The sequence below is a fragment of the Chitinophaga sp. 22308 genome (genome assembly GCF_052045305.1).
Taxonomy (GTDB): domain Bacteria; phylum Bacteroidota; class Bacteroidia; order Chitinophagales; family Chitinophagaceae; genus Chitinophaga; species Chitinophaga varians_A.
The window spans coordinates 18,959-41,908 of sequence record NZ_JBQEOP010000004.1 but is presented as its reverse complement, the minus strand read 5'-3'; the positions used below and the strand labels follow the sequence as shown (position 1 = coordinate 41,908).

The following is a 22,950-nucleotide window of genomic DNA, read 5'->3' as shown; positions in this document are numbered from 1 at the left end:
ATTAATTCTGTCAATTCATCTATTAGTGAGCATGTTCGTGGTGAACAGCTTTTGCAAATTGCTCTGCTGATTCTCCTTCGTACACTTCCATTTTCTCTTTGAAGTTCTCACCGGAAGTTTTCAGGATAGCCTTGATCTCAGCCACTGCAATTACCGGGAAGTATTTAGCGAACAGGAAGTAGCAGGTGAAGAACAGACCGAAGGTACCCATGTAGAAACCAACTTCTGGCCAGGATGGACGATAGTAAGACCAGCTGGACGGCAGATAGTCGCGGTACAGGGAAGTACAGATGATCACGAAACGTTCGAACCACATACCGATGTTTACGATGATGGACATTACGAAAGTCACCATCACGTTTCTTCTCATTTTACGGAACCAGAACACCTGCGGCGTGATTACGTTACAGGTCATCATGATCCAGTAAGACCAACCCAGCGGACCAGCAGCGCGGTATTTGAAGAAAGTAGCGAACTCGTAAGGGTTAGCACCGTACCATGCCATGAAGAGCTCAGTCAGGTAAGCGCAACCTACTACGGAACCTGTCAGTACGATTACCTTGTTCATGGCTTCCATGTGGCCCAGGGTAATGTATTCTTCCAGGTGTAATATTTTACGGGTGATGATCAGCAGTGTTTGTACCATCGCGAAACCAGAGAAGATCGCACCCGCCACGAAGTAAGGAGGGAAGATGGTTGTATGCCAGCCGGGAATAACAGAGGTAGCAAAGTCAAAAGATACGATGGTGTGTACGGACAGTACCAGCGGAGTGGATAAACCTGCCAGTACCAGTGACAGCGCCTCGTGACGTTGCCAGTGTTTGGTAGAACCTGTCCAGCCGAAAGCAGCCACACCGTATAACAGCTTGCGCAGTTTGGTTTTAGCCCTGTCACGGATGGTAGCGAAGTCCGGAATCAGGCCGGAGTACCAGAACAACAGTGATACAGTGAAGTAAGTGGAGATCGCGAATACGTCCCACAGCAGCGGAGAGTTAAAGTTAACCCATACCGGACCGCGGGTGTTAGGATAAGGCAGGATAAAGAATGCCATCCATACACGGCCCATGTGAATGATCGGGAACTGGCCGGCGCACATTACCGCGAAGATGGTCATCGCTTCTGCCGCACGGTTCACCCCTGTACGCCATCCCTGACGGAACAGCAGGAGGATGGCCGAAATCAGGGTACCGGCGTGACCGATACCTACCCACCATACGAAGTTGGTAATGTCCCAACCCCAACCGATGGTTTTGTTCAGATTCCAAACACCCACACCGAAATAAATTTGCCAAAACACTGAAAATGCGCCGAAGCCCAACAGTGACAGTGATATTAAAAAGCCTACATACCACAATTTACCAGGCTTCCCTTCAATGGGACTAATGATATCTTCCGTTACCTGGTGATAATCCTTAACCCCGTCAACTAAAGGTTCTCTCAGTGTGGATTCGTATTTTAAACTCATATTCTATAAGCTTTTAGCTGCTAGCTTCTAGCTACTAGCCCTTGTCTTTTGTTATGATCTCAGATTCTGTAACTTCTTTTGTTATTTTTCTCCTTTAACGTTACCTGTTAAAAGATCTTACGCGTGATGCGCTTCTTCCTTGTGAGCAGATTCTTTCTCTGCTTTAGGAGCGGCATCTTTGTTTCTGATCTTAGCCAGGTAGTTGATAGAAGGCAGTACGTGTGTTTCTTCCAGCACGTAGTACATTCTTTCAGTTTGCTCTTCGTTACGGATCTTATAGATTTCGCTGTTTTTGTCGTTGATGTTACCGAACACGATCGCATCAGCGCCACAAGCCTGCTGGCAAGCTGTTTTAGCAGCACCGTCTTTCATCGGATGGCCGGCTTTTTTAGCTTCCAGTTTAGCTTCCTGTAAACGTTGTACGCAGAAAGAGCATTTTTCCATCACACCACGGCTACGAACCACTACGTCAGGGTTCAGTACCATGCGGGTGAGGTTATCGTTCATATCTGCTACATCATACAGGTTGTTTTCAAAGCTGTCCGCACCGTTCCAGTCTCTCCAGTTGAGGCGACGAACTTTATAAGGACAGTTGTTAGCGCAGTAACGGGTACCGATGCAACGGTTGTAAGCCATCTGGTTGATACCTTCAGAGCTGTGGTTGGTAGCACCTACCGGACAAACGTTTTCGCAAGGAGCGTTATCGCAGTGTTGGCACAGCATCGGCTGGAACACTACTTCCGGATTGTTTTCATCTCCGCTGAAGTAACGGTCGATGCGGATCCAGTGCATTTCGTGCCCTTTTCCTACTTCCTCTTTACCTACTACGGAAACGTTGTTTTCTGCCTGGCAGGCAATGGTACAAGCACCACAACCGAAACAGGTGTTCAGGTCGATAGACATGCCCCATTTGATACCAGGGTATGGGTGAGTAGAATACAGGGTAGCGTCGCTGCGGAAGTCTTTACCGAATTTCTTCAGTTCTTCCCTGTCTTCGTTTACTTCTTTAGGATTGTGTTTGAACTCTTCGAGGGTCGTTTCTTTGATGATAGGACGGCCTTCGTAGCTGTTGTGCGTTTGAGTTAAAGCAACAGGGTATTTTTTACCGGTAGCTTCTACAGCGGCGTCAACTGCAAAGTAATCGAAAGTCTGACCGTTGAAGGTTACAAACGGATAGGCGTTCTGGCCGATTTCAGCGGCAGCGCGGCCTACGTTTTTACCACGGCCGTAACCTACCGCGATAGCGATCACTTCAGGGTGCATACCCGGGATGATCAGCATTGGCAGCACGATTTCTTTGCCGTTGGCTTTTATTTTCAGTTCTTTCTTTTCAACGTTGATTTCGTAATCGTCACCCAGCTCAGCGGAGAATGTTTTAGCGAGGGTGTTGGAGATACAAGCGTAGTTGTCCCAGGTAGCGCGGGAGATCGGGTCAGGCATTTCCTGCAACCATGGGTTGTTGGCTTGTCTACCGTTACCGATGGCTACTTTTTCGTACAGTACCAGTTCGTATTTGCCACCTTTTTTAGCGCTGCTGATTTTAGCTGCGGCGCCGGCGATGTCGCCAGCGAAGGAAGCGCCACCCAGAGCCGGAGCTGTGGCTGGTTCTACCACGCCGTCCTGCAGGGCTTTGTCCCATGCTTCCTGGCTGCCCAGTTTGCTGATCCATTCAGCTTTCAGGTAGTCTGCCCAGGTAGTGGTGTTGCCGGTCCATGCTAACAGGGAGTCCTGTGCAGCGCGGGTTTTGAAGAGCGGGGAGATGGTAGGTTGTGCGAAGCTGTAGTAGCCTGGTTTGCCCTGAGCATCGTTCCAGTTTTCCAGGAAGTGGTGATCAGGAGCGGCATATTTACACAGTTCAGTGGTTTCGTCGAGGCGGTCGTTGAAGGAGATGGAAGTTTTCACTTTCTTCAGGCCTTCGCTGAATTTAGCGGCGTCGAAGTAGTCATAAGCGGGGTTAGCGCCGTATACTACTACAGCACCGATGCTGCCGGCGTTCATATCGCTCACCAGTTTAGCCATGTCTGCGTCGATACCCTGACGGTAACCGGAAGGGTTGGCCCAGTCGATAGTGGTGCCGTTAGCGCCTACGATGTTGTTGATGGCGTTTACGATCAGCTGAACGTTCACGTCGTTGGAACCGCTTACTACCAGTGCTTTGCCAGCGCTGGCTTTCAGTTCGCTGGCAGCCTTCTTGATGCCTGCTTCCACTTTAGCGTCCAGTTTGGGAGCGCTAACGCTGCCACCTACGGCGGCCAGCAGGGCCAGTGCTACGGCACCGGCTTCAGAAGGTCTGTGTGTATATCTTTCGTCCGCGTTTGCACCGGTGAGGCTCATATTGCTTTCAAACTGGAACAGTTTGGACATTTCCGGTTTTTTAGCGCTTACCTTACGGGTTTGGGCAAACTGACGGGCATATTCAACCGGGTTGAGCCAGGTTCCGATGAAGTCGGCGCCAAGGCTAACGATGGTTTTAGCATTTTCGAAGTGGTAGGAAGGAATGGTCCTTTTACCGTAGGCAGCCTCGTTCGCGAGCAGCATACCGGAGTAAGACACCGGATCGTATACTACGTGGCGGGAGTTTGGATACTTAGCCAGGAAAGCGTCGATTACTTTCTTGGTAGTAGGGCTGAGGAGGGAAGTGCTTAACAAAACAACCGGCGCACCGCCCAGTCCGGCCAGTGCAGCGCCAACTTGTTTGTCCAGCTCTGTCCAGGTTGTTTCAGTACCGCCGATAGTCGGGAAACGCAGACGGGCCACGTCGTACAGGCTCAGTACAGCACCTTGTACCTTAGCGGAGGTAGAACCACCTGTAATGGAAGACAGGGTGTTACCTTCTATTTTGATAGGACGGCCTTCGCGGGTTTTCACCACAACAGGCACGTACTCGCCGTCGATGGCGTAAGAAGAAGCATAATAATTGGCTACGCCCGGAGTGATCTCTTCCGGTTTGTTCACGTAAGGGATAGCCTTATGAACGGGAGTTTCGCAGCTGGCAGCGATAGTAGCGGCAGCCGTGGTAAAACCGAGGTATTTCAGAAAGTCCCTGCGGGGGGTAGTAGCATTCAACAGGCCTTCACTCTCAAACGGTAATTCTTCTCTGAATTCGTTCTTCACAATTTCCTGATGCGCTTCGGTATTGTGCAACTCCTCCAAGCCTTTCCAATACTTTTTTTGCTCCATGTTATATTAACGAGTTACGTTTATAAATTTTGATATCTTCTGAAACAGGTCATGATTTTCTGTAAGCAGAAAATCATGACGCGTTAAATCCTTTCTAGTAGTGACATTTTTGACATTCAGTACCACCTACCATTTCAACAGTCACACTATCGATCTTCTTATCTTTAATATCCTGATGAAGTTTCTCGAAGATGCTGTAGTAGTTGTTGTCAGCGAACTGCACTTTGGTAGTACGGTGGCAGTTGATACACCAGCCCATTGAGAGGTCGGCGAACTGATGTACTTCGTCCATTTCGGTGATGGCACCGTGGCAGGTCTGACACTGTTGTTTACCGGCCACTGTGTGTTGGGAGTGGTTGAAGTAAACGTGGTCAGGCAGGTTGTGGATCTTGGTCCATTCGATAGGGCGACCTGGTTTGGTATACTTACCTTTTTCAGCGTCCCAGCCTACGTAATCGTATAATTTCGCGATTTCCGCAGTACCGTCAACTTTTTTGCCTTCAGCAGTAAACAGCTCAGGGCCGGAGTACTCTTTAATGGCTTTGTGACAGTTCATACAGATGTTCTCGGAAGGAATCATAGCGTGCTTGCTCTTCTCGGCACCGGCGTGGCAATACAGACAGTTGATCTGGTTGATGCCGGCGTGCACTTTATGGCTGTAGAAGATCGGCTGCTCAGGCATGTAGTCTTTCTGACGACCCAGCCCGATAGCTCCCTGGATGGTGAAATAACCGCCTACCATGAAGAGCAGGAGAATACCCAGTGCGATGTAAGCCTTGTTTTTGTAGAAGGGGATTGGCTCCGGAGTAGGATGACCTTCTTTATCACCAGCAAGTTTGTTCAGGTTGCTGTTGATCTGCATCAGGATCAGGGCTACTACAGCCAGGATCAGGGTGATGATACCAAAAAGAAGACTGTTGTCGCTGCCTTGCTCTTTAGCACCGGCACCGCTAGTAGCAGGACCTTCTTTAGGAGTACCTACAGGTTTCGCCTCTTCAACTTTGATGTACGCCAGGATGTCGTCAATATCTTCATTGCTTAATGAAGGGAAAGCCGTCATCGCGGTTTTGTTGTACTCATTAAAGAGGTCGTTGGCGTACTTGTCGCCAGACGCCAGTACGGAAGCGGAGTTGTGGATCCACTGGTGCAATAATTTCTTATCGGACCAGCGACCTTCTACACCCGCCAGTGCAGGACCTGTCAGCTTCTTATGGACATTGTGACATGAAGCGCAGTTTTGTTGGAAGATTTGCTTACCCTTGGCAGGATCCGCTGCTTTTACGGCAGAAAACGGAATTACTATACTAGCGCATAGAATAAGCACACTCACAAAATGCTTGCGCAAAAGAATGGAAACACGACGATACACAGCCTATATAGTTTAGATTTGACCTAAAGTTTCTTAAAAGTGCCAGCAAAAATAAGACACAATGTTGACAATTTACCAACAATTCTAAAAATTATTTGCCTTAAGAAATGCTTCATTTTTGCTCCCTGAACTGTAACTTTTCTGATGAAATCCTTTATGCTGGCTAATTTAGGAGTTATGCCCTCCGGACCTTTCAAAACTTATTATTTTCATTGAAAGTTCAATCCCCTTTTGCTGACAGACCTATAAGTAGGAGGACAGGCGTTTTCAGCGGGATATAATATTATTATATGCAGATCAAAACTTCATAGCGGCTCCCTATATCCTTGCCACATAATATATTATATGATCTCTGCCGCCTTAATTTACGGTAAGTATCTTATTTTTACCCTTAATAACCTGCCACCGGACAAGAATGTTCAAATCTGTCTGTAAAATATTAGTCCCATGCGTAAACTCATTTGCTTAACAACCCTGTTTGCCGCCCTCATGGCCTGCAACAATCATCCAACCTCCAAAACCGCCACCGACAGCACCGCTGCCGGCCAACAGCCCACCACTGCCGCCAAACCCCATATCACAGGCACCTACCAGGGTACGCTGCCCTGCGCCGACTGCCCGGGGATGGACTACCAGATCAGCCTCTTCGACGACCATACCTTTACCGAACTGGTATCCTACCAGGGAAGGGGACAGGGAATCGCCTTCACAGAGAAGGGTACCTGGCAGCAAATCAACGATTCCATCGTCAGCATCCGGAAAAAAACCGATAGCACCTCTTTCCTGGCATCCGACAGCAAACTCCTCGTACTCGATAAGCAAGGCAAACGCATTGAAGGCGCCCTCGCCAGCAACTACGTCCTTAAACCGGTAGAAGGCGGCGACCGCCGCGACCTGCTGGCCCAAAAAGCCGGCGCCGGCATCACCTTCACCGCCAACGGCAACGAACCTTTCTGGAGCCTCGACCTGGAAGCCCGAAAAATCCTGTTCCGCACCGCCTCCGGCGACAGCCTTGTGGCATCCCTCCCTGCGCCCAGGCCCAATACCGACACCCTGAAGGTATATACCACCCCGCAGCTGACACTTACCATCCGTAACACCATGTGCACAGACGACATGAGCGGGCTCATGCGCCCAAACAGCGTAGAGGTGAAGACAAAAGAACAAACTTATCATGGCTGCGGAGAGTACCTGAAATAACTCCCGGTCAAAAAAACATCTGAAATAGTACCTTTGCGCGTAAAACAGTACTGTTGAAAAATATTGTCATTTTCGCATCGGGTGCAGGAAGCAACGCGCAAAAGATCATCGATCATTTCAGAAATTCGGATAAAGGCAGGGTGGCCCTGATTGTATGTAACAAACCCGGGGCAGGGGTGCTGGACATCGCCCAACGGGAAGGCATACCCGCCGTTTTAATTGACAAAGAGAAATTTTTCCATACGGACACATATGTACAGCTCCTGCAGGAGCAAGGTACGGACCTGATCGTGCTGGCCGGTTTCCTCTGGAAAGTGCCGGCCAACCTGGTACAGGCATTTCCTAACCGGATCATCAACATACACCCGGCCCTGCTCCCCAAGTACGGAGGCAAAGGCATGTACGGACACTTTGTACATGAAGCGGTGGTGGCTGCCAGGGAAACCGAAAGCGGCATCACGATCCATTTCGTCAATGAAAAATATGATGACGGAGAACCCATCCTCCAGGAACGTTGCATCGTTACTCCTGAAGATACTCCGGAGACTGTTGCCCGCAAGGTGCAGGCACTGGAGCATCAATGGTTTCCGCTAATTGTGGAACGAATATTGCTAAAATAACAGACGGTGTGCGGCCCCACCAGCTGCCGCACACCGCCCGTCAACCCTCACCCTTAGCTACCTACTAACTGTATGAAAAAGACTTTGTTGCTTATCGGAATACTCTCTTTGTCTTTTGCCTTCTCCTATGCCCAGGAAGATGGAAAACGGTTCAGGTCTACCTATCTCAAAATAAATCCCACTACCCTGATCAATGAACTGGACATCGTTCTCGAACAGGACATCACTGATAAAATCAGTATAGAACTGGGCATCAGCGGCATCTATACCGACTACCCCGACTATGTGCTGGCCAAAAAGATCGATATCGGCCAGAAAAAACCGGACATCACTACAGAACAGTTTGTAGATGGCGCAGGACTGGGATTCAGGGCAGGGCTTCGCTATTATCTGATCACCAAGGAAATAGGCCCCAGCTCGGCAGCCGGAACCTACTTTGAACCGGTACTGATCTTTAAAAAAGTGTTCTATTCCAACCAGGACGTAACCCTGAACAACAATACCTACACCAACTCCGCCTCCAAAGATGTATATGCCATACAATTACTGGTAGGCCGCCAGTTCCGCAGGGAGAAACTGGTGCTCGATCCCTATTTCGGCATCGGCCTCCGGGGCAAAGCCTACCACTCGGATAACTATGTGCTCGGCGACGACGGAGTGGTAAACCGTAACAAAGGCACGCTGGTAAGCGTATTGCCCAGCCTGCACCTCGGTATCAAACTGGGCCTCCGCCTTCGTAAATAACCATTATCTAAAAAGGAACTATCACCTTCGCACTGAAATTACGCCCCATATTATAAATGCCTGTGCGGCCATTGGGGGAACTGCTATAGTATTCGAAATATTTCAACCGGTTCATGTTGGCCTGATAGGCTACGTCAAATACATTGTCCAGCTGGAAAAACAGTTCCATCACCGTCTTCCCCTTCCTATTCACAATACCGGAGCCTGCTCCCACATTCATCAGCGTATAGCCGGCAGTGTAAGTCTCGGTATTATCAACTCCGTAAAAATGATGCTGTGCAGAGAACCGGTCTGCGCCCACCCGTACATAGGCTTTGGAGAAAACGCCAAAGTTGCGGGATGCGGTGGCCTTGACGGCTGAACGTATATGCAGCGGCGGTATAAAAGGCAGGTAGCGGGCTGCATCGCCATGTAAGTCAATGAGCGCCTGGTTGCGGTTACGCCCTTCCGTATAGGCGGCGCTGTTATCCATGGTCAACCAGGGCACGGTACGCGGATGCAGATTTACACTCACTTCTGCCCCATACAGCCGCGCACCGGATTGCTGGTAACGATACGTGGCGTTGCCGGGCACTATCACCACCGGCTCGCCAGCAGCATCATACAATCGCGCCTGGTAGATGTAATTCTCGATGTTATTGTGAAACACTTCCACGCTGATGTCCAGGTCGGGCAGATAAGCCAGAAAACCCAGGTCCTGCTGGAGACTGAATTCCGGCTTAAACTCCCGGTTGCCCAGGTATACGATGTGCGCGCCGGGGTCAAGCCCGTTGGAACCGATTTCCGTTATATTGGGCGCCCGGTAGCCCCGGGCAATGTTAGCCTTCAGTAACACCCGCTGGCTCAGGTTCCAGGTAACGCCCAGACTGCCGGAAATACCGGTGTAGTTATGCCGGAAAGCGGGGAACTGCAACGTTGCGCCGGCGGTATCCGGCAGGTCGTATTTTTTATCGAAACCATTGTCCTTGTTGGGGCCTACATAAAAATCGTTCCAGCGGATATACCGGCTATCATATCGAAGGCCACCGGAAATGTCCAGTTGGCCAATGGTTTTCTTCGCAAAGAAAAACCCGCCGATATCAAACAGGTTGTAATCCGGAATGGGGAAGTCTGTAGCGTTACGACTGCGGTTACGCTGGTACATGCCGTTTACGCCCACTGTGGTTTCCATGCCGGCGAGGGCAGGCAGGTTGTACCGCAGATCGTAGTTGAGCGTGTTGAGCACAACGTACAGTCCCGGCTGGACTGGCATTTCCGGGTGATTATATTCCCGGCGCACGCTCTGTTGCAGGCCCAGCAAGGCGTTGATGTCGCCTTTGCCAAGCTGCCAACGGGTACGGTTATATAACCGGTAATGTTGAATATGCTGATGCAATGGGTTCAGGGTATAGGTGCGCAGCTCATTGTCCGGCACGATGGGCCTGTCTTTGATATCGTCATCGGCATCCTTTACCTGACGGGTAAATTTACGGGTCAGCGAATCCCGGCTGCCATCGGGGATTTCCTGGGTATTATCATACAGGCTGGCGCCCCATTGTGAATGTCCCCAGGATTTATCCACCCGGGCCAGCGCGGAAATGTTGTATTCACGGAAAGCAGTGCCATACACGAAACCATCAATTTTATTGCGATAGTTGTGGGCGGTTTTCATGGTACCGCGCAGTACATATTTCCAGTCATTTTTGCTGTAGGCCAGTCCCAGTGAAGAGCCGACCATGCCGTTGTTGGTTTGATAGTCTGTCAGGAAACTGCCTTTGAGTTTGCCCGGTCCGGTTTCCGGCACGTCGGGAATCATATTGATAACACCGGCGAGCGCATCGGAGCCGTAAGTCAGACTGGCAGGGCCTTTTACAACTTCCGCCCTTGCTATTCCGTACTGATCTACTTCGATACCATGTTCATCGCCCCATTGTTGTCCTTCCTGCCGTACACCGTCGAAGAGCGTTAATACACGGTTGTACCCGAGGCCGCGGATGAAGGGTTTGGAGATGTTAGGCCCTGTGGTAACGGCGCTCACGCCGGGTACGCCTTTTACGATCGCATCAATGATATTGCTGTTTACGTGCATGTTCATGTCCCTCTTGCCTATAACGGCAATGGGTATAGGATTTTTGCGCACGGCCGTAGCTCGGGACACGCCTGTTACCACCACTTCGTTGAGTTTCGACAGGTCTTCTTCCAGCGCGATGTCCAACGTAATGGTCTGATTGCTGCGGATGCTTTTTTTCAGCGTCACTGGTTGGTATCCGATCATGGATACTTTGATATCGTACGTTCCGGGTTGTACGTTCCGGACCACGAACGTTCCCTGTTGATCCGCCACAGCACCGGATTTCAGCGCTGGTATGGCAATGTTTGCAAATTGTACCGGTTTACCGCCGGCAGTAATTTTTCCCGTGATGGTCCCCTGTTGTGCTTGCGACGATAGCATCAACAACAGGGCACCCAGTAGTGTAAATAAATGTTTCATGCAAAATCTGACACTTGTAGGTAAAGCAGGCGCACGGGGTCCCGGGATAAGTGATGACACTTCCCCGCGCGACGGCGGTTATTTTTTCACAAAACTATAATCTTATTTTACACTAGCCTCAATTATTATTTAGGCTAATCTAAATTTAGGTTTTTATACTCGGGAGATGAATGGGCCGGTGGCGGAACACGCCATGCATAAAGGAACAAGGTTGTCAATAACAGCAGGAAGGGCCCGTTTGAATCTATCGGCAGAAGTTACATGGCCGGAAAAGGATCGCGGAAAATACTTCCCTGTACATAGAGGTCCACTTCCGCTTCAGTGCAGAGACAATGGTCCAGCTCCGCTGTAATAGTGGCCTTGTCCATATCCTGTCCGATCAGCACCAGTTCATTGTAACGGTCAGCGAAACGTTCGTCCCAGCGGCTGGTGACCAACTGATACGTTTCTTCATCCAAGTCCCATTGCTGGCGGGGGATGGCGCACCACCAGTAGCCTGCTTTCTCCGCGCGAAGGGAACCGCCGGCCTGGCTCCAGTTGACCGCCAGCTTCGGTCGCGACGCCAGCCAGAACAGTCCTTTGCTGCGGATGATGTTACCCGGCCAGTCTTCATTGAGATATCGCCAGAAACGTTCCGGGTGGAAGGGTTTCCTGCTCCGGTATACGAAAGAGCCGATACCATATTCCTCCGTTTCCGGTGTATGCTCCCGTTCCAGTTCCGCCTGCCAGCCGGCACTTTGCGAGGTTGTTTCAAAATCGAATAAACCGGTGTCCAGTATCTGGTCCAGCGGCACCTGGCCGTTTACCGCTTCTGTAATCACAGCGGTGGCATTGAGCTTACGCAGCAGCGCTTTCAGATTCCCCAGTTGGTCCGGGGTGACGAGATCACATTTATTCAGCACAATGACATTGGCAAATTCCACCTGATCGGTGAGCAGGTTCACAATGGTCCGCTGATCGGCGGTATCTGTTGTCAGGCCTTCGTCCTGTAAGCGTGCGCTGCTGCTGTAGTCCCGCGCGAAGTTGTAAGCGTCCACTACGGTCACCATGGTATCCAGGCGGCTGACGGTGCTCAGGTCTATGCCATTGTTTTCATCCTGGTAACAGAATGTTTGCGCTACCGGCACCGGTTCTGAGATACCGGTGGATTCAATCAGCAGGTAATCGAACCGGTTTTCCCTGGCCAACTGTTCCACCGCTGTGAGCAGATCATCGCGCAGGGTACAGCAAATGCAGCCGTTGCTCAATTCCACCAGTCGCTCTTCTGTTTTGTGCAACGTGTTTTCATTCTTCACCAGTTGAGCGTCAATATTCACTTCGCTCATGTCGTTAACGATAACGGCCACACGAAGATTTTCACGGTTATGTAACACGTGGTTCAGGAGCGTAGTTTTCCCTGCGCCGAGGAAACCACTCAGCACGGTAACGGGCAATTTTTTCATATAATATAGTTAGTGATGCTTATGTATTCTGCAATAGCGGCGATGGCGCTGATTGAGCAGGTGCGCGCCAACGATAGCGCCGGCTCCAATGCATATCAGGGTGTATTCCCAGGAGGCCGCGGCGGTCCAGAAATGTCCGGCCAGCAGCAGGGCAAAACCCGCAATAAACAGTAACAGCGGCAACAGCCGGCGGTGGTGGCGCAGGTATCCCTGGCCCAGGGCCAGCACGCCTATGCCAAAGGAAAACAGCAACAGGCAATACTCCAGCAACGTGTTTTCCGTTATTTCCATTCCCAGTAGCGGGAGCGCAGCAAATACCAGCGGCAGCAGCGCGCAATGTACCGCACAGATCATAGAAGCCCCTATTCCTATCATGTCCAGATTCAATCTTCTAAATATATTCTCCACCTTACCTGAATTTTGATCCTGTCGCAAAACTATGTAATTTTGCAACAATGTTGCAAATAAAAAACAACATGATTTGAACATATTTTTAAAGATAATTTCTAATCGGTTGATCATCTATCTAAAACAGGGTAAAATAGCTTTACATGATTCGTGTCTGTCAAACAAGTGTTACCTTTGTGCATTGACTAATTTTTGACGTTAAACAGCGGGGATTTTTCACCTATGTCTAAGAAAGCGATCTTATATATTGTATTTTTTACCGTGCTGAGCCTCGGATTTCTGGGATATGCCGGTTATGTTATTAAAGGGGAACGGGGCACTTTTCTGGGTAAGGAAAAATTACCGGTCCTCGGCGCACCGGGACATACCGTTCAGGGCTTTTCCTTTACAGACCAGGACGGCCATACCAAAAGCAAGGCAGACGTGCAGGGCAAAATTTATGTAGCGGAATATTTTTTCACTACCTGTACCGGTATTTGTCCGAAGATGAATGCCAATATGGAAAAAGTATACGCGAAATATAAAGACAAACCGAACTTCCTGATCCTGTCACATACGGTAGATCCCGAACATGACAGCGTTCCGGTATTAAAAGCCTACGCCGAAAAACATGGTGCAGACTCCAAAAACTGGTGGTTCCTCACCGGTAGCAAAAAAGAGCTGTACGCACTTGCCCGTCAGGGATACCTGGTGGATGACGGCACCTACACCGGCGACGAAGACTTTGTACACACGCAGTGGTTCGCACTGGTAGACAAAACCGGGCAGATACGCGGCCTGTACGAAGGCACCAAAAAACAAGACGTAGACAAACTGATTGACGATATAGACCGATTAATGGAAGAATAAAAGTTTTTTTCATCATGGGTACCAAACAACAATTAACAGAGAGAATCAGCGCCTTACTGCGGGACAGCAAATTGAGCATAACAGATACCAGAGTGAAAATCCTGGAGTTGTTCATGAAAAGTAACGGAGCACTTGAACACAGTGACTTTGAAAAACTCGCGGGCAAATCATTTGACCGTGTGACCGTATACCGTACCCTGCAGACATTTCTTGAAAAAGGTATTATCCATAAGATACCGACCACAGATACCTCTGTACGTTATGCTGTATGCAAATCCGAATGTACAGAACATCACCATCATGACCATCACATACATTTCAAATGCGAAACCTGTGGCAACACTACCTGCCTGGATGAAACCGATGTGCCCAGCATACAGCTGCCGAAAGGTTACGCCATGCACAACGTGGAAGTAGTGGTAAACGGTGTATGTAAATCCTGTAAATAATTCAGGGATTTTTTGATTTATGATTTTTTGATTTCGTGAGTTAAAAAATTGGCAATAAAAAAGCGAAGACCAAAACGATAGTCGTTTTGGTCTTCGCTTTTTTATCCACAAAAAATCCCTAAATTTTTTCGATCTCGCTTTTCATAAAATCAGCCAGCTCTTTGATGTATGCCGGAGACAGGTCAAACCGGATACCGGCAGCTTTATACAATTCAGGCAGTGTTTTGGTGCTTCCTAAACTTAACGCCCGTACGTAGTTATCGAGTGCCTGTTGTTTGTTTTCCTTGAACTGCTTCCACATAGCGATAGCCCCCAGTTGAGCGATACCGTATTCAATGTAATAGAAAGGCACTTCGAAGAGGTGCAACTGCCGTTGCCAGTTGGCGGCGCGGTAGTCTTCATATCCGCTCCAATCCACCACATCGGGGGAGAACTCGTTCAATATTTCCAGCCATTTGGCGGTACGTTCTTCTGTAGTATGTTGCGGACGCTCGTATATCCAGTGTTGGAATTTATCGATTGTTGCAATCCACGGGAAAATGGTCAGTGACCTTTCCAGTTGTTGAAGACGGGCGCGGCGCAATTCTTCTTTATTATCGAAGAAAATATCCAGATAATCCATTGCCATCAGCTCCATGCTCATGCTGGCCACTTCAGCGATTTCCATTGGATATTCTTTAAAGGCGCTCAGCGGCAGGTTATGGCTCAGGAAAGAATGAACAGCATGTCCACCTTCGTGTACCATGGTGGTAACGTCGCTCATCTGGCCGGCTGCGTTCATGAAGATAAAAGGCACGCCAGTTTCCGCCAGTGGGCAGTTATATCCTCCGGGGGCTTTACCGATGCGGCTTTCCAGGTCGAGGCGGCCTATTTTCTTCATTACCCGCAGGCAATCTCCAAAGAAAGGCCCCAGCTGGTCGAAGATTTCGATTGTTTTAGTGATCAGTTCCTCTCCTGTCTGAAAGGGTTCAAGCGGCTTTACGCCTACTGGTTCAGCCTCTGTGTCCCATGGCCTCAGTTTGTCCACCTTCAGTTTAGCCTGCTGTTTTTCCAGTATTTGTTGTACCAGCGGCAGGATATGTGTTTTCACGGCTTCATGGAACAGGAAACAGTCTTCTTTGGTGTAATCAAAGCGGCCCAGTTCCACGAACTTATAATCGCGGTAGTTGGCGAAGCCTGCATTTTTAGCTACCATGTCCCGTTTTTGTACGAGGCTGGTGTACAGCGTGTCCAGTGCTTCGCGGTCCTGGAGGCGGCGGGCGGCGGTTTTACCGAATACTTCCTCTCTCAGCGCGCGGTCTTCATTTTTCAGGAATTTGGCCGCCTGTTGCAGCGTATATTCCTGACCGTTAACAGAGATGGTCATTTTGCCGGAAATAACGCCATACTGCTGTCCTGTTACGCTCAGTTCAGCCTGTAGGGGAATATTCTCTTCGCGGAAAAGTTTTACCTGTTTCTCTACGTTGCGCAGATAGGTTTTATACAGGTCCTGGTCCAGTTCTTTCAGGAAGGGACTGCCCAGCAGTTTTTTATTGATGGCGTCTGCATAGGGTTGCAGGCGGGGCTGTATCTCCATGCAGAAGTAGGTGAAAGCATCTTCCAGTTCTTTATTGGTGGTATCGCAGGTCATTTTGATCTGGCGCCAGCAGGCGTCTTCGCTGACCACCGCTTCCAGTTCGCTGACGTCTTTCAGCCATTGTTCCAGGTCTGCCACGCTGTTGATGTTTCTTTGCTGCAGCGCTTCATAGTATGGCTGCAGGGCGTCCCAGGTAGTCACTTCAAACGTTTCCGGCAGAAAATGACGGGGGAGTTTTTTTATATCTGCGTTCATGTGCTGATGTTTTACTGAATTTTTCGGATTTGGAATTTAGTCAATTTACCTCAATTCCCACAAATGAATCAGGCTTCCGTTACAGTGAAGTACTGTATGCGGAAGCCTGAAAGATATTGCTGATTTTCGAATTTTCTGATTTTCGAATTTAAATCCGAAGATCAAAAAATTTCTACATCGAAAATTACTCTTCTGTTTTTTTCTTGCGGGGTTTAGCCGCTTTTTTAGGTTCTTCACCTTCGGCAGCAGGAGCATCTTCTTTTTTAGCTTTTGCTTTCTTAGGTGCTTTTTCCTCTTCGCCTTCAGCTGCAGCAGCTTTTTTAGCGCGGGTTTTCTTAGGCTTCTCTTCGCCGGCGGCTTCTTCAGCAGCAGGTTCAGCAACTTTTTTCTTTTTAGCAGGGGCCGGAGCGTCTTCCACTTCCACAGCTTCTTCCGCTACCTCTTCACCTTCGGCCAGGATTTCCTCAAACTTCAGCAGATCGTTCGCTTTGAGGATACCAAACCATTTCACCATTTTCTTCATATCGCTCACATATACCCTTTCGTCGTCGAATTCAGGATATACGTTTTTGAAATAAGCTTTGATCGCGTTATTGTCTGCTTTACCGTCAATCAGCGGAAAAGCAGCCGCTTTTTCGTCCATGGCTTTGAATACTTCAGCCAGGTTTACGTTTTCACCGGTAGTGAAAACTTCAATACTTTCCAGTGGAGTAAAATTATGCACGCGGGAAGATACAAACCTTGTGCTTTTATCTTCCAGTGACCTAACGATGGCGCCATCTTGTTTGCTGGCAATTAACTGAAACAAACCGCCCAATCCGGTTACTGCAACAATTTCTCTGTACTGCATGTTCTAATTTTTAGGAAGCGCAAATATAAATAATTATAATAGATTGCCCGCTGACAAATTTTCACCTTGAAAATGCCGTCAGCAAAGGGCTGGCATCAATTCAACTTTCGTGCCATGACCAGGGGCTGTTTCCAGCGTTTGACCCGGCCTTTGAGGTCAAATATTTCAATAAAAAATATATAAATACCTGGCGGCAAAAGTACTTTATTTTCTCCAAATCCATCCCAGTAGAGATTTCCTTTATTTCCCATTGTCATATTCCGCGCCAGGTAACGGATTGGACGTCCATCGGCAGTAAAGACCGTTACATTGCCCACCCATTCGGCATGGGGGAGCGTCCATTGCAAAACCGTGCGATTGGTGGCGGTGGCATCGTCCGGACAAAACACTGCCGGTTCCAGCGTAACCCGGGCATTGTCTGCCATATCGGGCCATGTATGGGAGTTAGCGTATCCCGGAGTGGCGTATCCAGCGGAAGCAGCCGCTGATATCCAGTTAACGGTATGGCCGCTGTCTCTCCGTTCCAGGGCCACGCCTTTCGGCTGACTTGTCAACGGAAAATGAAAATCTGACAGGTATCGCACTTCATCCAACACGGTACTGTCGGCAAGTAACAGCAACGTCCCGCCCTCCGCAGGCATAGATGGCAGACTGGCGATCTCCTGGATATTTTCAGGGCTGGCGCAGCGATAGTAACCACACAGGCGGTCGGCCTCTGTAGTAACGGCCAGCCACTGCCCGGGCATCAGCAGGCGGCTGTTGGCAGCCAGTCTTTTTTTGGGACCTGGTTGCCCGTCTGCCTTTCTGACGCAAAGAAAAATATGCTCCAGGCTAACAGCATGCGTGCCGCGGTTATGTAGTTCTATAAACTCCGGTATACCTGCGGGCGGGTCAAACAACAGTTCATTGATGACCAGCTCCCCCAAAACCGGCGCCTGTGGCCGCGAAAACGGCAGGCTGTTTTTAATGCTGCTTTCGTTCCCTGCACAATCGGAAATGCCATTTACGGCCACTGTGCCCGAATCTATTGCCGATGCCAGCCGGAGGGCTACAATGTTAAACAACGGGGGCAGTACTGTCACAGCAGCCACCGGAGAAGAGCCGGCCCGATAACCGGCCAGGGAAGCCGCTTTCTGGCTGTCAAGCGTTTTACTGAAATGAAGCAGGAGGTGCAGGCTATCGGGCATCTCTATAAAATAAAGGTCCGGCCGGGTATCATCTGTGATACGCCGGGCCACGGAATTATAGGCCCCTGGCGTACCTCCCGCCGGGGAGGAAGAAGCCGCCCAGTTTATTCTGCCGCCGCAGGGCAGCGACGGGTCTATCATTTCAAGGCTGCGGCCTGCCCGGGAGGCGGCGGGCAGCACATACCAGGAAGGTGTGTAAGCCACTGCATGCATCACTTCCCGGCGGTTATTATATAACACCACCAGCCCGGTGTCATCGGGCAGGGCCGGAAACCGGTCCACCGGCAGCACATTAGTCCCCGTAAAGCCTGCCGCCGCGGGACAGAGCAGCAACAGGCTGTCCGGCTGCAGTAAATAAGACGGCAGGGCGACTTCCCGCTTGTTTACCGCCAATGTCCAGTGCTGTAACTGGACAGCGCGGCTGCTTCTGTTGCGCAGCTCAATGTATTCAAAAGGCGGTAAACCTGCAACGGACGAGGGTTTTATCATCATCTCGTGAATCACGACGTCATAAACAGGGACAGCGGCCGTGTCGCTGCCTGAGACAACCTGCCACAGCAGGGCGATACAAACAATGGGTATATTCATGGTGCAGTTGGGGGTTAAGCCTCAAACATACAGGTAATCTGCCAGTTGTATGTTAATGCCGTCTTAACGCCGAATAAATACCTTCGATTGTTATGAAAAGCGGTGCGTATATATTAATTTTGGGACTCCAAAAATTAAAATGTAAAACAAAATGAAAGTTGCCGTAGTAGGAGCGACCGGTCTGGTAGGCTCAAAAATGTTACAGGTGTTGACAGAGCGGAATTTCCCTGTCACAGAATTGATTCCCGTGGCTTCTGAGAAGTCCGTAGGTAAGGAAGTAACATTTAAGGGTAAGACCTGGAAGGTGGTGAGCGCTGATACGGCTATTTCCATGAAACCTAATGTGGCTATTTTCTCTGCCGGCGGCAGCACCTCCCTGGAGTGGGCGCCTAAATTTGCGGCAGCAGGCATTACTGTGATCGATAACTCCAGCGCCTGGAGAATGGACCCGGATAAAAAACTGGTCGTTCCGGAAGTAAATGGTGATGCGCTCACACAGGAAGACAAAATCATTGCGAATCCTAACTGTTCTACCATACAGATGGTGCTGGTGCTGAAGCCCCTGCACGAAAAATACAAGATTAAAAGAGTGGTGGTATCCACTTACCAGTCTGTAACCGGTACCGGCGTAAAAGCTGTTACCCAACTGATGAACGAAAGACAAGGCATCAGCGGGGAGATGGCATATGCTTATCCGATTGACCTGAACGTTATTCCTCAGATCGACGTGTTTCTCGATAACGGCTATACGAAAGAGGAGATGAAGATGGTGAACGAGACCAAGAAAATTATGCGCGACGATACCATCAAAGTAACGGCTACGACTGTACGCATTCCGGTAATGGGTGGGCATAGCGAAGCAGTGAACATCGAATTTGAAAATGATTATGATGTCAATGAAGTTCGTACGCTGCTTTCCCAGACGCCTGGTGTGATCGTGGTAGATGATCCGTCCAGGGCACAATACCCGATGCCGAAGGATGCACACGACAAAGACGAAGTGTTCGTTGGCCGTATCCGCCGCGATGAAACACAGCCTAACACGGTAAATATGTGGATTGTGGCTGATAACCTGCGTAAAGGTGCTGCTACCAATGCTGTGCAGATTGCGGAATATTTGCAACAAAAGAATTGGTTGTAATCATACTGTCGTGCTATGTAATTGTGTGCCGTAATGCACCCTAAACGTAGTCTCGCGTATGGCTATACGAAAAACGAAATCATAACTCCTTAAAAGCAAGCGTCTTATCGCTTGCTTTTTTTTGAATATTTCACAATAGCATAACACACAAAGTGTAAAAATTACACGGAAGTAGTATTGATTTGTGGCTTATAAAATCCAATTTTGATAACATAATCCTATGCCAACTAAGCTTTTTGCAAAAAGAGTAGTCCAATTTTAGAGAGATGCCGGATATTTTCGTTATTTTCTAATCAGAAAACACCCTTTAGTCCTATGAAAACCAACACCAATCGTGAGCTTTTGTTAATGCACAAGTTTACTGAAGAGTGGAGCACCAATTTTTCATCTCAGGTGTCCAGAATCATGAATATCGTGGACCAGCAGGACACACTGGATGGAATAATTCCTACCATCGAGGTGGCAAATGTTTACAATCAGCGGTTTGCCCACGCGCGTACAGACAAGGAGAATTTACTGAAGAACAGAAAAGCGCGTCCGTTTGAATTTCTGATTCACAAAAACTAATCATTTAGTCATTTTTCCATTTTGTTATTTGGCTATTTAAAGCCTATGCCAGGCCAATCTACCCAATGCGATAGTTAAAATAATAAAATGAAAAAATGACTAAATGGGTCAGTCCATTGCACGGTTAATGAATGCAATCAGCGGTTGCATGAGCGCAAATGTTTTTAGGATTTCCCGGACGAGTGATGGCTGCAGGCAGGCATCATCCGTAATGGGGTGTGATACAATGAGGCTTTTTAATTTCAGGTAGGCTATAGCGGGATTATCGCTCTGATATCCCTGGGGTACCGTCTTGAGGGCGTCGCCTTCTACCTTTCCGAAATGTTTGATAAAACCCTTATTGGCGATGATGCGTTCAAACTCGTCAAAGTTGTAGTCAATTTCCTGCCGGACTTTTTTCAGCTCAGGGGCGGGTGGCATCCAGAGGCCGCCGCCGGCAAAGCTATTGCCGCCCGGTTCCAGGTGAAAATAATAGCCCGCAAGGGTAGACTTCTTTCCGCCAGCCTGAAAGGATGCGGCCATATTTATTTTGTAAGGCGTCTTATCTTTCGAAAACCTAACGTCTTTGTATATACGAAATACACAATCTTTCAACTGCAGTCCGGCAAGCGTGGCGTCCTGTTTGGCCATACCATCTATCAGTTGCTGGACCATGCTTTCAAAATCTGCTTTGGCAGTCAGATACTGATCCCGGTGCTCATCGAACCAGACCTTATTATTATGCTGTTTCAGTGATTTTAGAAATTTCAACGTGGAAGGCTGTAACATTGGTTATACTTTTTTTATAGCAAGATAATACATGCGGCTGATAAAATTTCCCCGGGCTAAAGCCCGGGGCTACGATCTGTTTCAACAGTCCGGTCTTGCGATAACGCGGAGGTGCAGAGGTGCATGAGATAACAGGCTGAAGCCCGGGGCTACGATCTGTTTCAACAGTCTGGTCTTGCGATAACCCAAAGGTGCAGAGGTGTATGAGATAACAGGCTGAAGCCCGGGGCTACGATCTGTTTCAACAGTCCGGTCTTGCGATAACCCAAAGGTGCAGAGGTGTATGAGATAACAGGCTGAAGCCTGCGGTCACAATGTTTCAAATATCAGATCTTGCGATAACGCGGAGGTGCAGAGGTGTATGATATGACCGGAAAATACAAAACTGCAAAAGAGGCCGGCCTTTGAGCCCGCCTCCTTCGCAGCAAGGGTTTCCCAGTCTCTCTTTCCTACATTAGTCAGATTTTGGTTATTAAAAGTGGTAAACAGCGGCAAACAGTACATTTGCCGTAACATCGGCGGGTGTTCCACCGGATTTATTGAAAATATCCACAGACGCTTTATCTACTCTGAATTCAGGGATAATGGTCAGGTTTCCTGCCTTATAATTAAGGGAAAGGGTACCAGCCACCACACTGCCTCCGCCCGGCACGGCGCCAAATACTTTCACACCGTCTTTGTCGCTGAAATATTCTCCCCGGAGCGTGAGTCCCACTTTTTGGGTAAAATCACAATTCACATACAGGGCAGACCCCCACCAGTTGGCACTACTGCGTTCTTCTTTAGGTGCACGGGTATTGAGGTAAGTGCTGTAGGTACCGTTGTAACCCAGTCCCAGCACTTTATTTACCTGATAGGTGGCTACCACATCTACCTGATGGTTCTGTACGCCGAGCGTATCTTTTCCTTCGAGATAGTTGAGATAAAGTTTGATGGGCGTTTCGGCAGGAGCGAAGCCCAGCTGTGCGCCTATATATTTATGACTGTTTAAGGTGACTGATTTAAGATCGGTAGGATTAAACACGCCTACCATCGCGCTCAGGGAGGAACTGAGGGTAATATCTGCTTTTACGCCGGTATTAAAAAACGGCCCATAGCTGAACATATAACTCATGCTATAGTTCCGGTTCTGGTAAGCATCTACCAGCTCATATCCTACATGGGTTGCGTAACTGCCCAGGCTCAGCTTTACTTTCTCTGTCAGCTGATAGGACACATATAATTGCTTGATGGCCATTGACAGGCCGTTTGACGGTGACGGCGGTTCATTATAGGAGAATTCACCAGCCCTTTTTCCGAAGCCGAGATCGGCTACTATGCTACCTTTTTTAAATCCATGCTCCACTTTAAGCGAAACCATTCCCAATTCAAAGGAGTTATGGGAATTGGTGAAGCTGGTTTTATTATCTGTATAATTACCGTTCAGGTTATATTTATAATAGACGTCCGCAGAACCTGAAATTTTGAATGCCGGTGCCGGCAGGGTGTCGGAGGATTGAGACCAGGCAACAAAGGAGTTACCCATAACAAATAAGGTCGTTAGCATTCGTTTCATGTACTTATAGTTTGGTTGATAAAATGGTAAGCAATGATGCGGCCTTCTCCTGCGGATTGTTTTGGGGACGTGGCGCGTGCTTGCGCGTGCTGATGCTACATAGTTAGGAATGGATAATTAAGAAAGCGTTTCACTATTTACAGCATGCTATCTCATTAATTATCCATTCCAGATCTTTCAAACGATATCGTCTATACGTCTTAATAAAATTGATAAAGGTCAGAATCGAACTCAAAGAACTTACTATCACGGAGGGTCATCACTGGT

18 protein-coding genes are annotated in these 22,950 nt (G+C 48.8%); 7 read left to right on the top strand and 11 right to left on the bottom strand.

Annotated elements, in window-relative coordinates; genetic code table 11:
• Positions 1–22: 22 nt before the first annotated feature.
• The 3 genes from nrfD to ACTJJS_RS16205 all read right to left on the bottom strand — a co-directional run bounded on the left by nrfD (position 23) and on the right by ACTJJS_RS16205 (position 5,969).
• A complete protein-coding gene (nrfD, locus tag ACTJJS_RS16215; RefSeq protein ID WP_168870639.1) occupies positions 23–1,465 on the bottom strand; it encodes an NrfD/PsrC family molybdoenzyme membrane anchor subunit in 1,443 nt (480 codons plus the stop codon).
• A 117-nt stretch (positions 1,466–1,582) separates the two neighbouring features.
• Positions 1,583–4,645: a TAT-variant-translocated molybdopterin oxidoreductase gene (locus ACTJJS_RS16210; protein WP_440664474.1), complete on the bottom strand. Its 3,063-nt coding sequence runs from the start codon at positions 4,643–4,645 to the stop codon at positions 1,583–1,585.
• A gap of 94 nt (positions 4,646–4,739) precedes the next feature.
• Positions 4,740–5,969, bottom strand: a complete 1,230-nt coding sequence (locus ACTJJS_RS16205; RefSeq protein ID WP_440664473.1) for a c-type cytochrome — start codon at positions 5,967–5,969, stop codon at positions 4,740–4,742.
• Positions 5,970–6,461: 492 nt separating this feature from the next.
• Between ACTJJS_RS16205 and ACTJJS_RS16200 the strand changes: the two genes are divergently transcribed.
• The 3 genes from ACTJJS_RS16200 (at position 6,462) to ACTJJS_RS16190 (ending at position 8,578) form a co-directional block, all read left to right on the top strand.
• Complete coding sequence (locus ACTJJS_RS16200) at positions 6,462–7,214, top strand: copper resistance protein NlpE N-terminal domain-containing protein (RefSeq protein ID WP_440664472.1); 753 nt, start codon at positions 6,462–6,464, stop codon at positions 7,212–7,214.
• Between the two features lie 53 nt (positions 7,215–7,267).
• Positions 7,268–7,834, top strand: coding sequence for a phosphoribosylglycinamide formyltransferase (purN, locus tag ACTJJS_RS16195; RefSeq protein ID WP_440664471.1), 567 nt, complete (start codon positions 7,268–7,270; stop codon positions 7,832–7,834).
• Between the two features lie 72 nt (positions 7,835–7,906).
• On the top strand, positions 7,907–8,578 hold the full coding sequence (locus ACTJJS_RS16190; RefSeq protein WP_440664470.1) for a hypothetical protein: 672 nt from the start codon (positions 7,907–7,909) through the stop codon (positions 8,576–8,578).
• Between the two features lie 7 nt (positions 8,579–8,585).
• Here ACTJJS_RS16190 and ACTJJS_RS16185 read toward each other — a convergent pair whose 3' ends face one another.
• From ACTJJS_RS16185 to ACTJJS_RS16175, 3 genes are all read right to left on the bottom strand, one after another.
• The gene (locus ACTJJS_RS16185; protein ID WP_440664469.1) at positions 8,586–11,048 is read right to left on the bottom strand and encodes a TonB-dependent receptor; all 2,463 of its coding nucleotides are present in this window, start codon (positions 11,046–11,048) and stop codon (positions 8,586–8,588) included.
• Between the two features lie 257 nt (positions 11,049–11,305).
• Positions 11,306–12,490: a GTP-binding protein gene (locus ACTJJS_RS16180; RefSeq protein WP_440664468.1), complete on the bottom strand. Its 1,185-nt coding sequence runs from the start codon at positions 12,488–12,490 to the stop codon at positions 11,306–11,308.
• Positions 12,491–12,499: 9 nt separating this feature from the next.
• Positions 12,500–12,898, bottom strand: a complete 399-nt coding sequence (locus ACTJJS_RS16175; RefSeq protein ID WP_440664467.1) for a MerC domain-containing protein — start codon at positions 12,896–12,898, stop codon at positions 12,500–12,502.
• Positions 12,899–13,120: 222 nt separating this feature from the next.
• On the opposite strand from ACTJJS_RS16175, the gene ACTJJS_RS16170 reads away from it, so the two are divergent.
• Both ACTJJS_RS16170 and ACTJJS_RS16165 read left to right on the top strand, forming a co-directional pair.
• The gene (locus ACTJJS_RS16170) at positions 13,121–13,747 is read left to right on the top strand and encodes an SCO family protein (RefSeq protein WP_168870647.1); all 627 of its coding nucleotides are present in this window, start codon (positions 13,121–13,123) and stop codon (positions 13,745–13,747) included.
• 14 nt (positions 13,748–13,761) lie between these two features.
• Positions 13,762–14,196 carry a Fur family transcriptional regulator gene (locus ACTJJS_RS16165; protein WP_168870648.1) on the top strand — a complete coding sequence of 145 codons (435 nt, stop codon included), beginning with the start codon at positions 13,762–13,764 and terminating at the stop codon, positions 14,194–14,196.
• A gap of 118 nt (positions 14,197–14,314) precedes the next feature.
• Here the strand turns inward: ACTJJS_RS16165 and ACTJJS_RS16160 are convergent, their stop codons facing one another.
• From ACTJJS_RS16160 to ACTJJS_RS16150, 3 genes are all read right to left on the bottom strand, one after another.
• Positions 14,315–16,027: a M3 family oligoendopeptidase gene (locus tag ACTJJS_RS16160; RefSeq protein ID WP_440664466.1), complete on the bottom strand. Its 1,713-nt coding sequence runs from the start codon at positions 16,025–16,027 to the stop codon at positions 14,315–14,317.
• Positions 16,028–16,211: 184 nt separating this feature from the next.
• Complete coding sequence (locus ACTJJS_RS16155) at positions 16,212–16,877, bottom strand: DUF5606 family protein (protein ID WP_440664465.1); 666 nt, start codon at positions 16,875–16,877, stop codon at positions 16,212–16,214.
• Between the two features lie 95 nt (positions 16,878–16,972).
• A complete protein-coding gene (locus ACTJJS_RS16150) occupies positions 16,973–18,652 on the bottom strand; it encodes a hypothetical protein (RefSeq protein WP_440664464.1) in 1,680 nt (559 codons plus the stop codon).
• 151 nt (positions 18,653–18,803) lie between these two features.
• Between ACTJJS_RS16150 and ACTJJS_RS16145 the strand changes: the two genes are divergently transcribed.
• Together ACTJJS_RS16145 and ACTJJS_RS16140 are read left to right on the top strand one after the other, a co-directional pair.
• On the top strand, positions 18,804–19,793 hold the full coding sequence (locus ACTJJS_RS16145) for an aspartate-semialdehyde dehydrogenase (protein WP_168870652.1): 990 nt from the start codon (positions 18,804–18,806) through the stop codon (positions 19,791–19,793).
• A 348-nt stretch (positions 19,794–20,141) separates the two neighbouring features.
• On the top strand, positions 20,142–20,360 hold the full coding sequence (locus ACTJJS_RS16140) for a hypothetical protein (protein ID WP_143312907.1): 219 nt from the start codon (positions 20,142–20,144) through the stop codon (positions 20,358–20,360).
• 108 nt (positions 20,361–20,468) lie between these two features.
• On the opposite strand, the gene ACTJJS_RS16135 is transcribed toward ACTJJS_RS16140, so the two are convergent.
• Entirely contained in the window at positions 20,469–21,128 is a 660-nt protein-coding gene (locus tag ACTJJS_RS16135) for a DUF2461 domain-containing protein (protein ID WP_168870653.1), read from the bottom strand.
• Positions 21,129–21,600: 472 nt separating this feature from the next.
• Positions 21,601–22,683, bottom strand: a complete 1,083-nt coding sequence (locus tag ACTJJS_RS16130) for a porin (protein ID WP_440664463.1) — start codon at positions 22,681–22,683, stop codon at positions 21,601–21,603.
• Positions 22,684–22,950 lie beyond the last annotated feature (267 nt).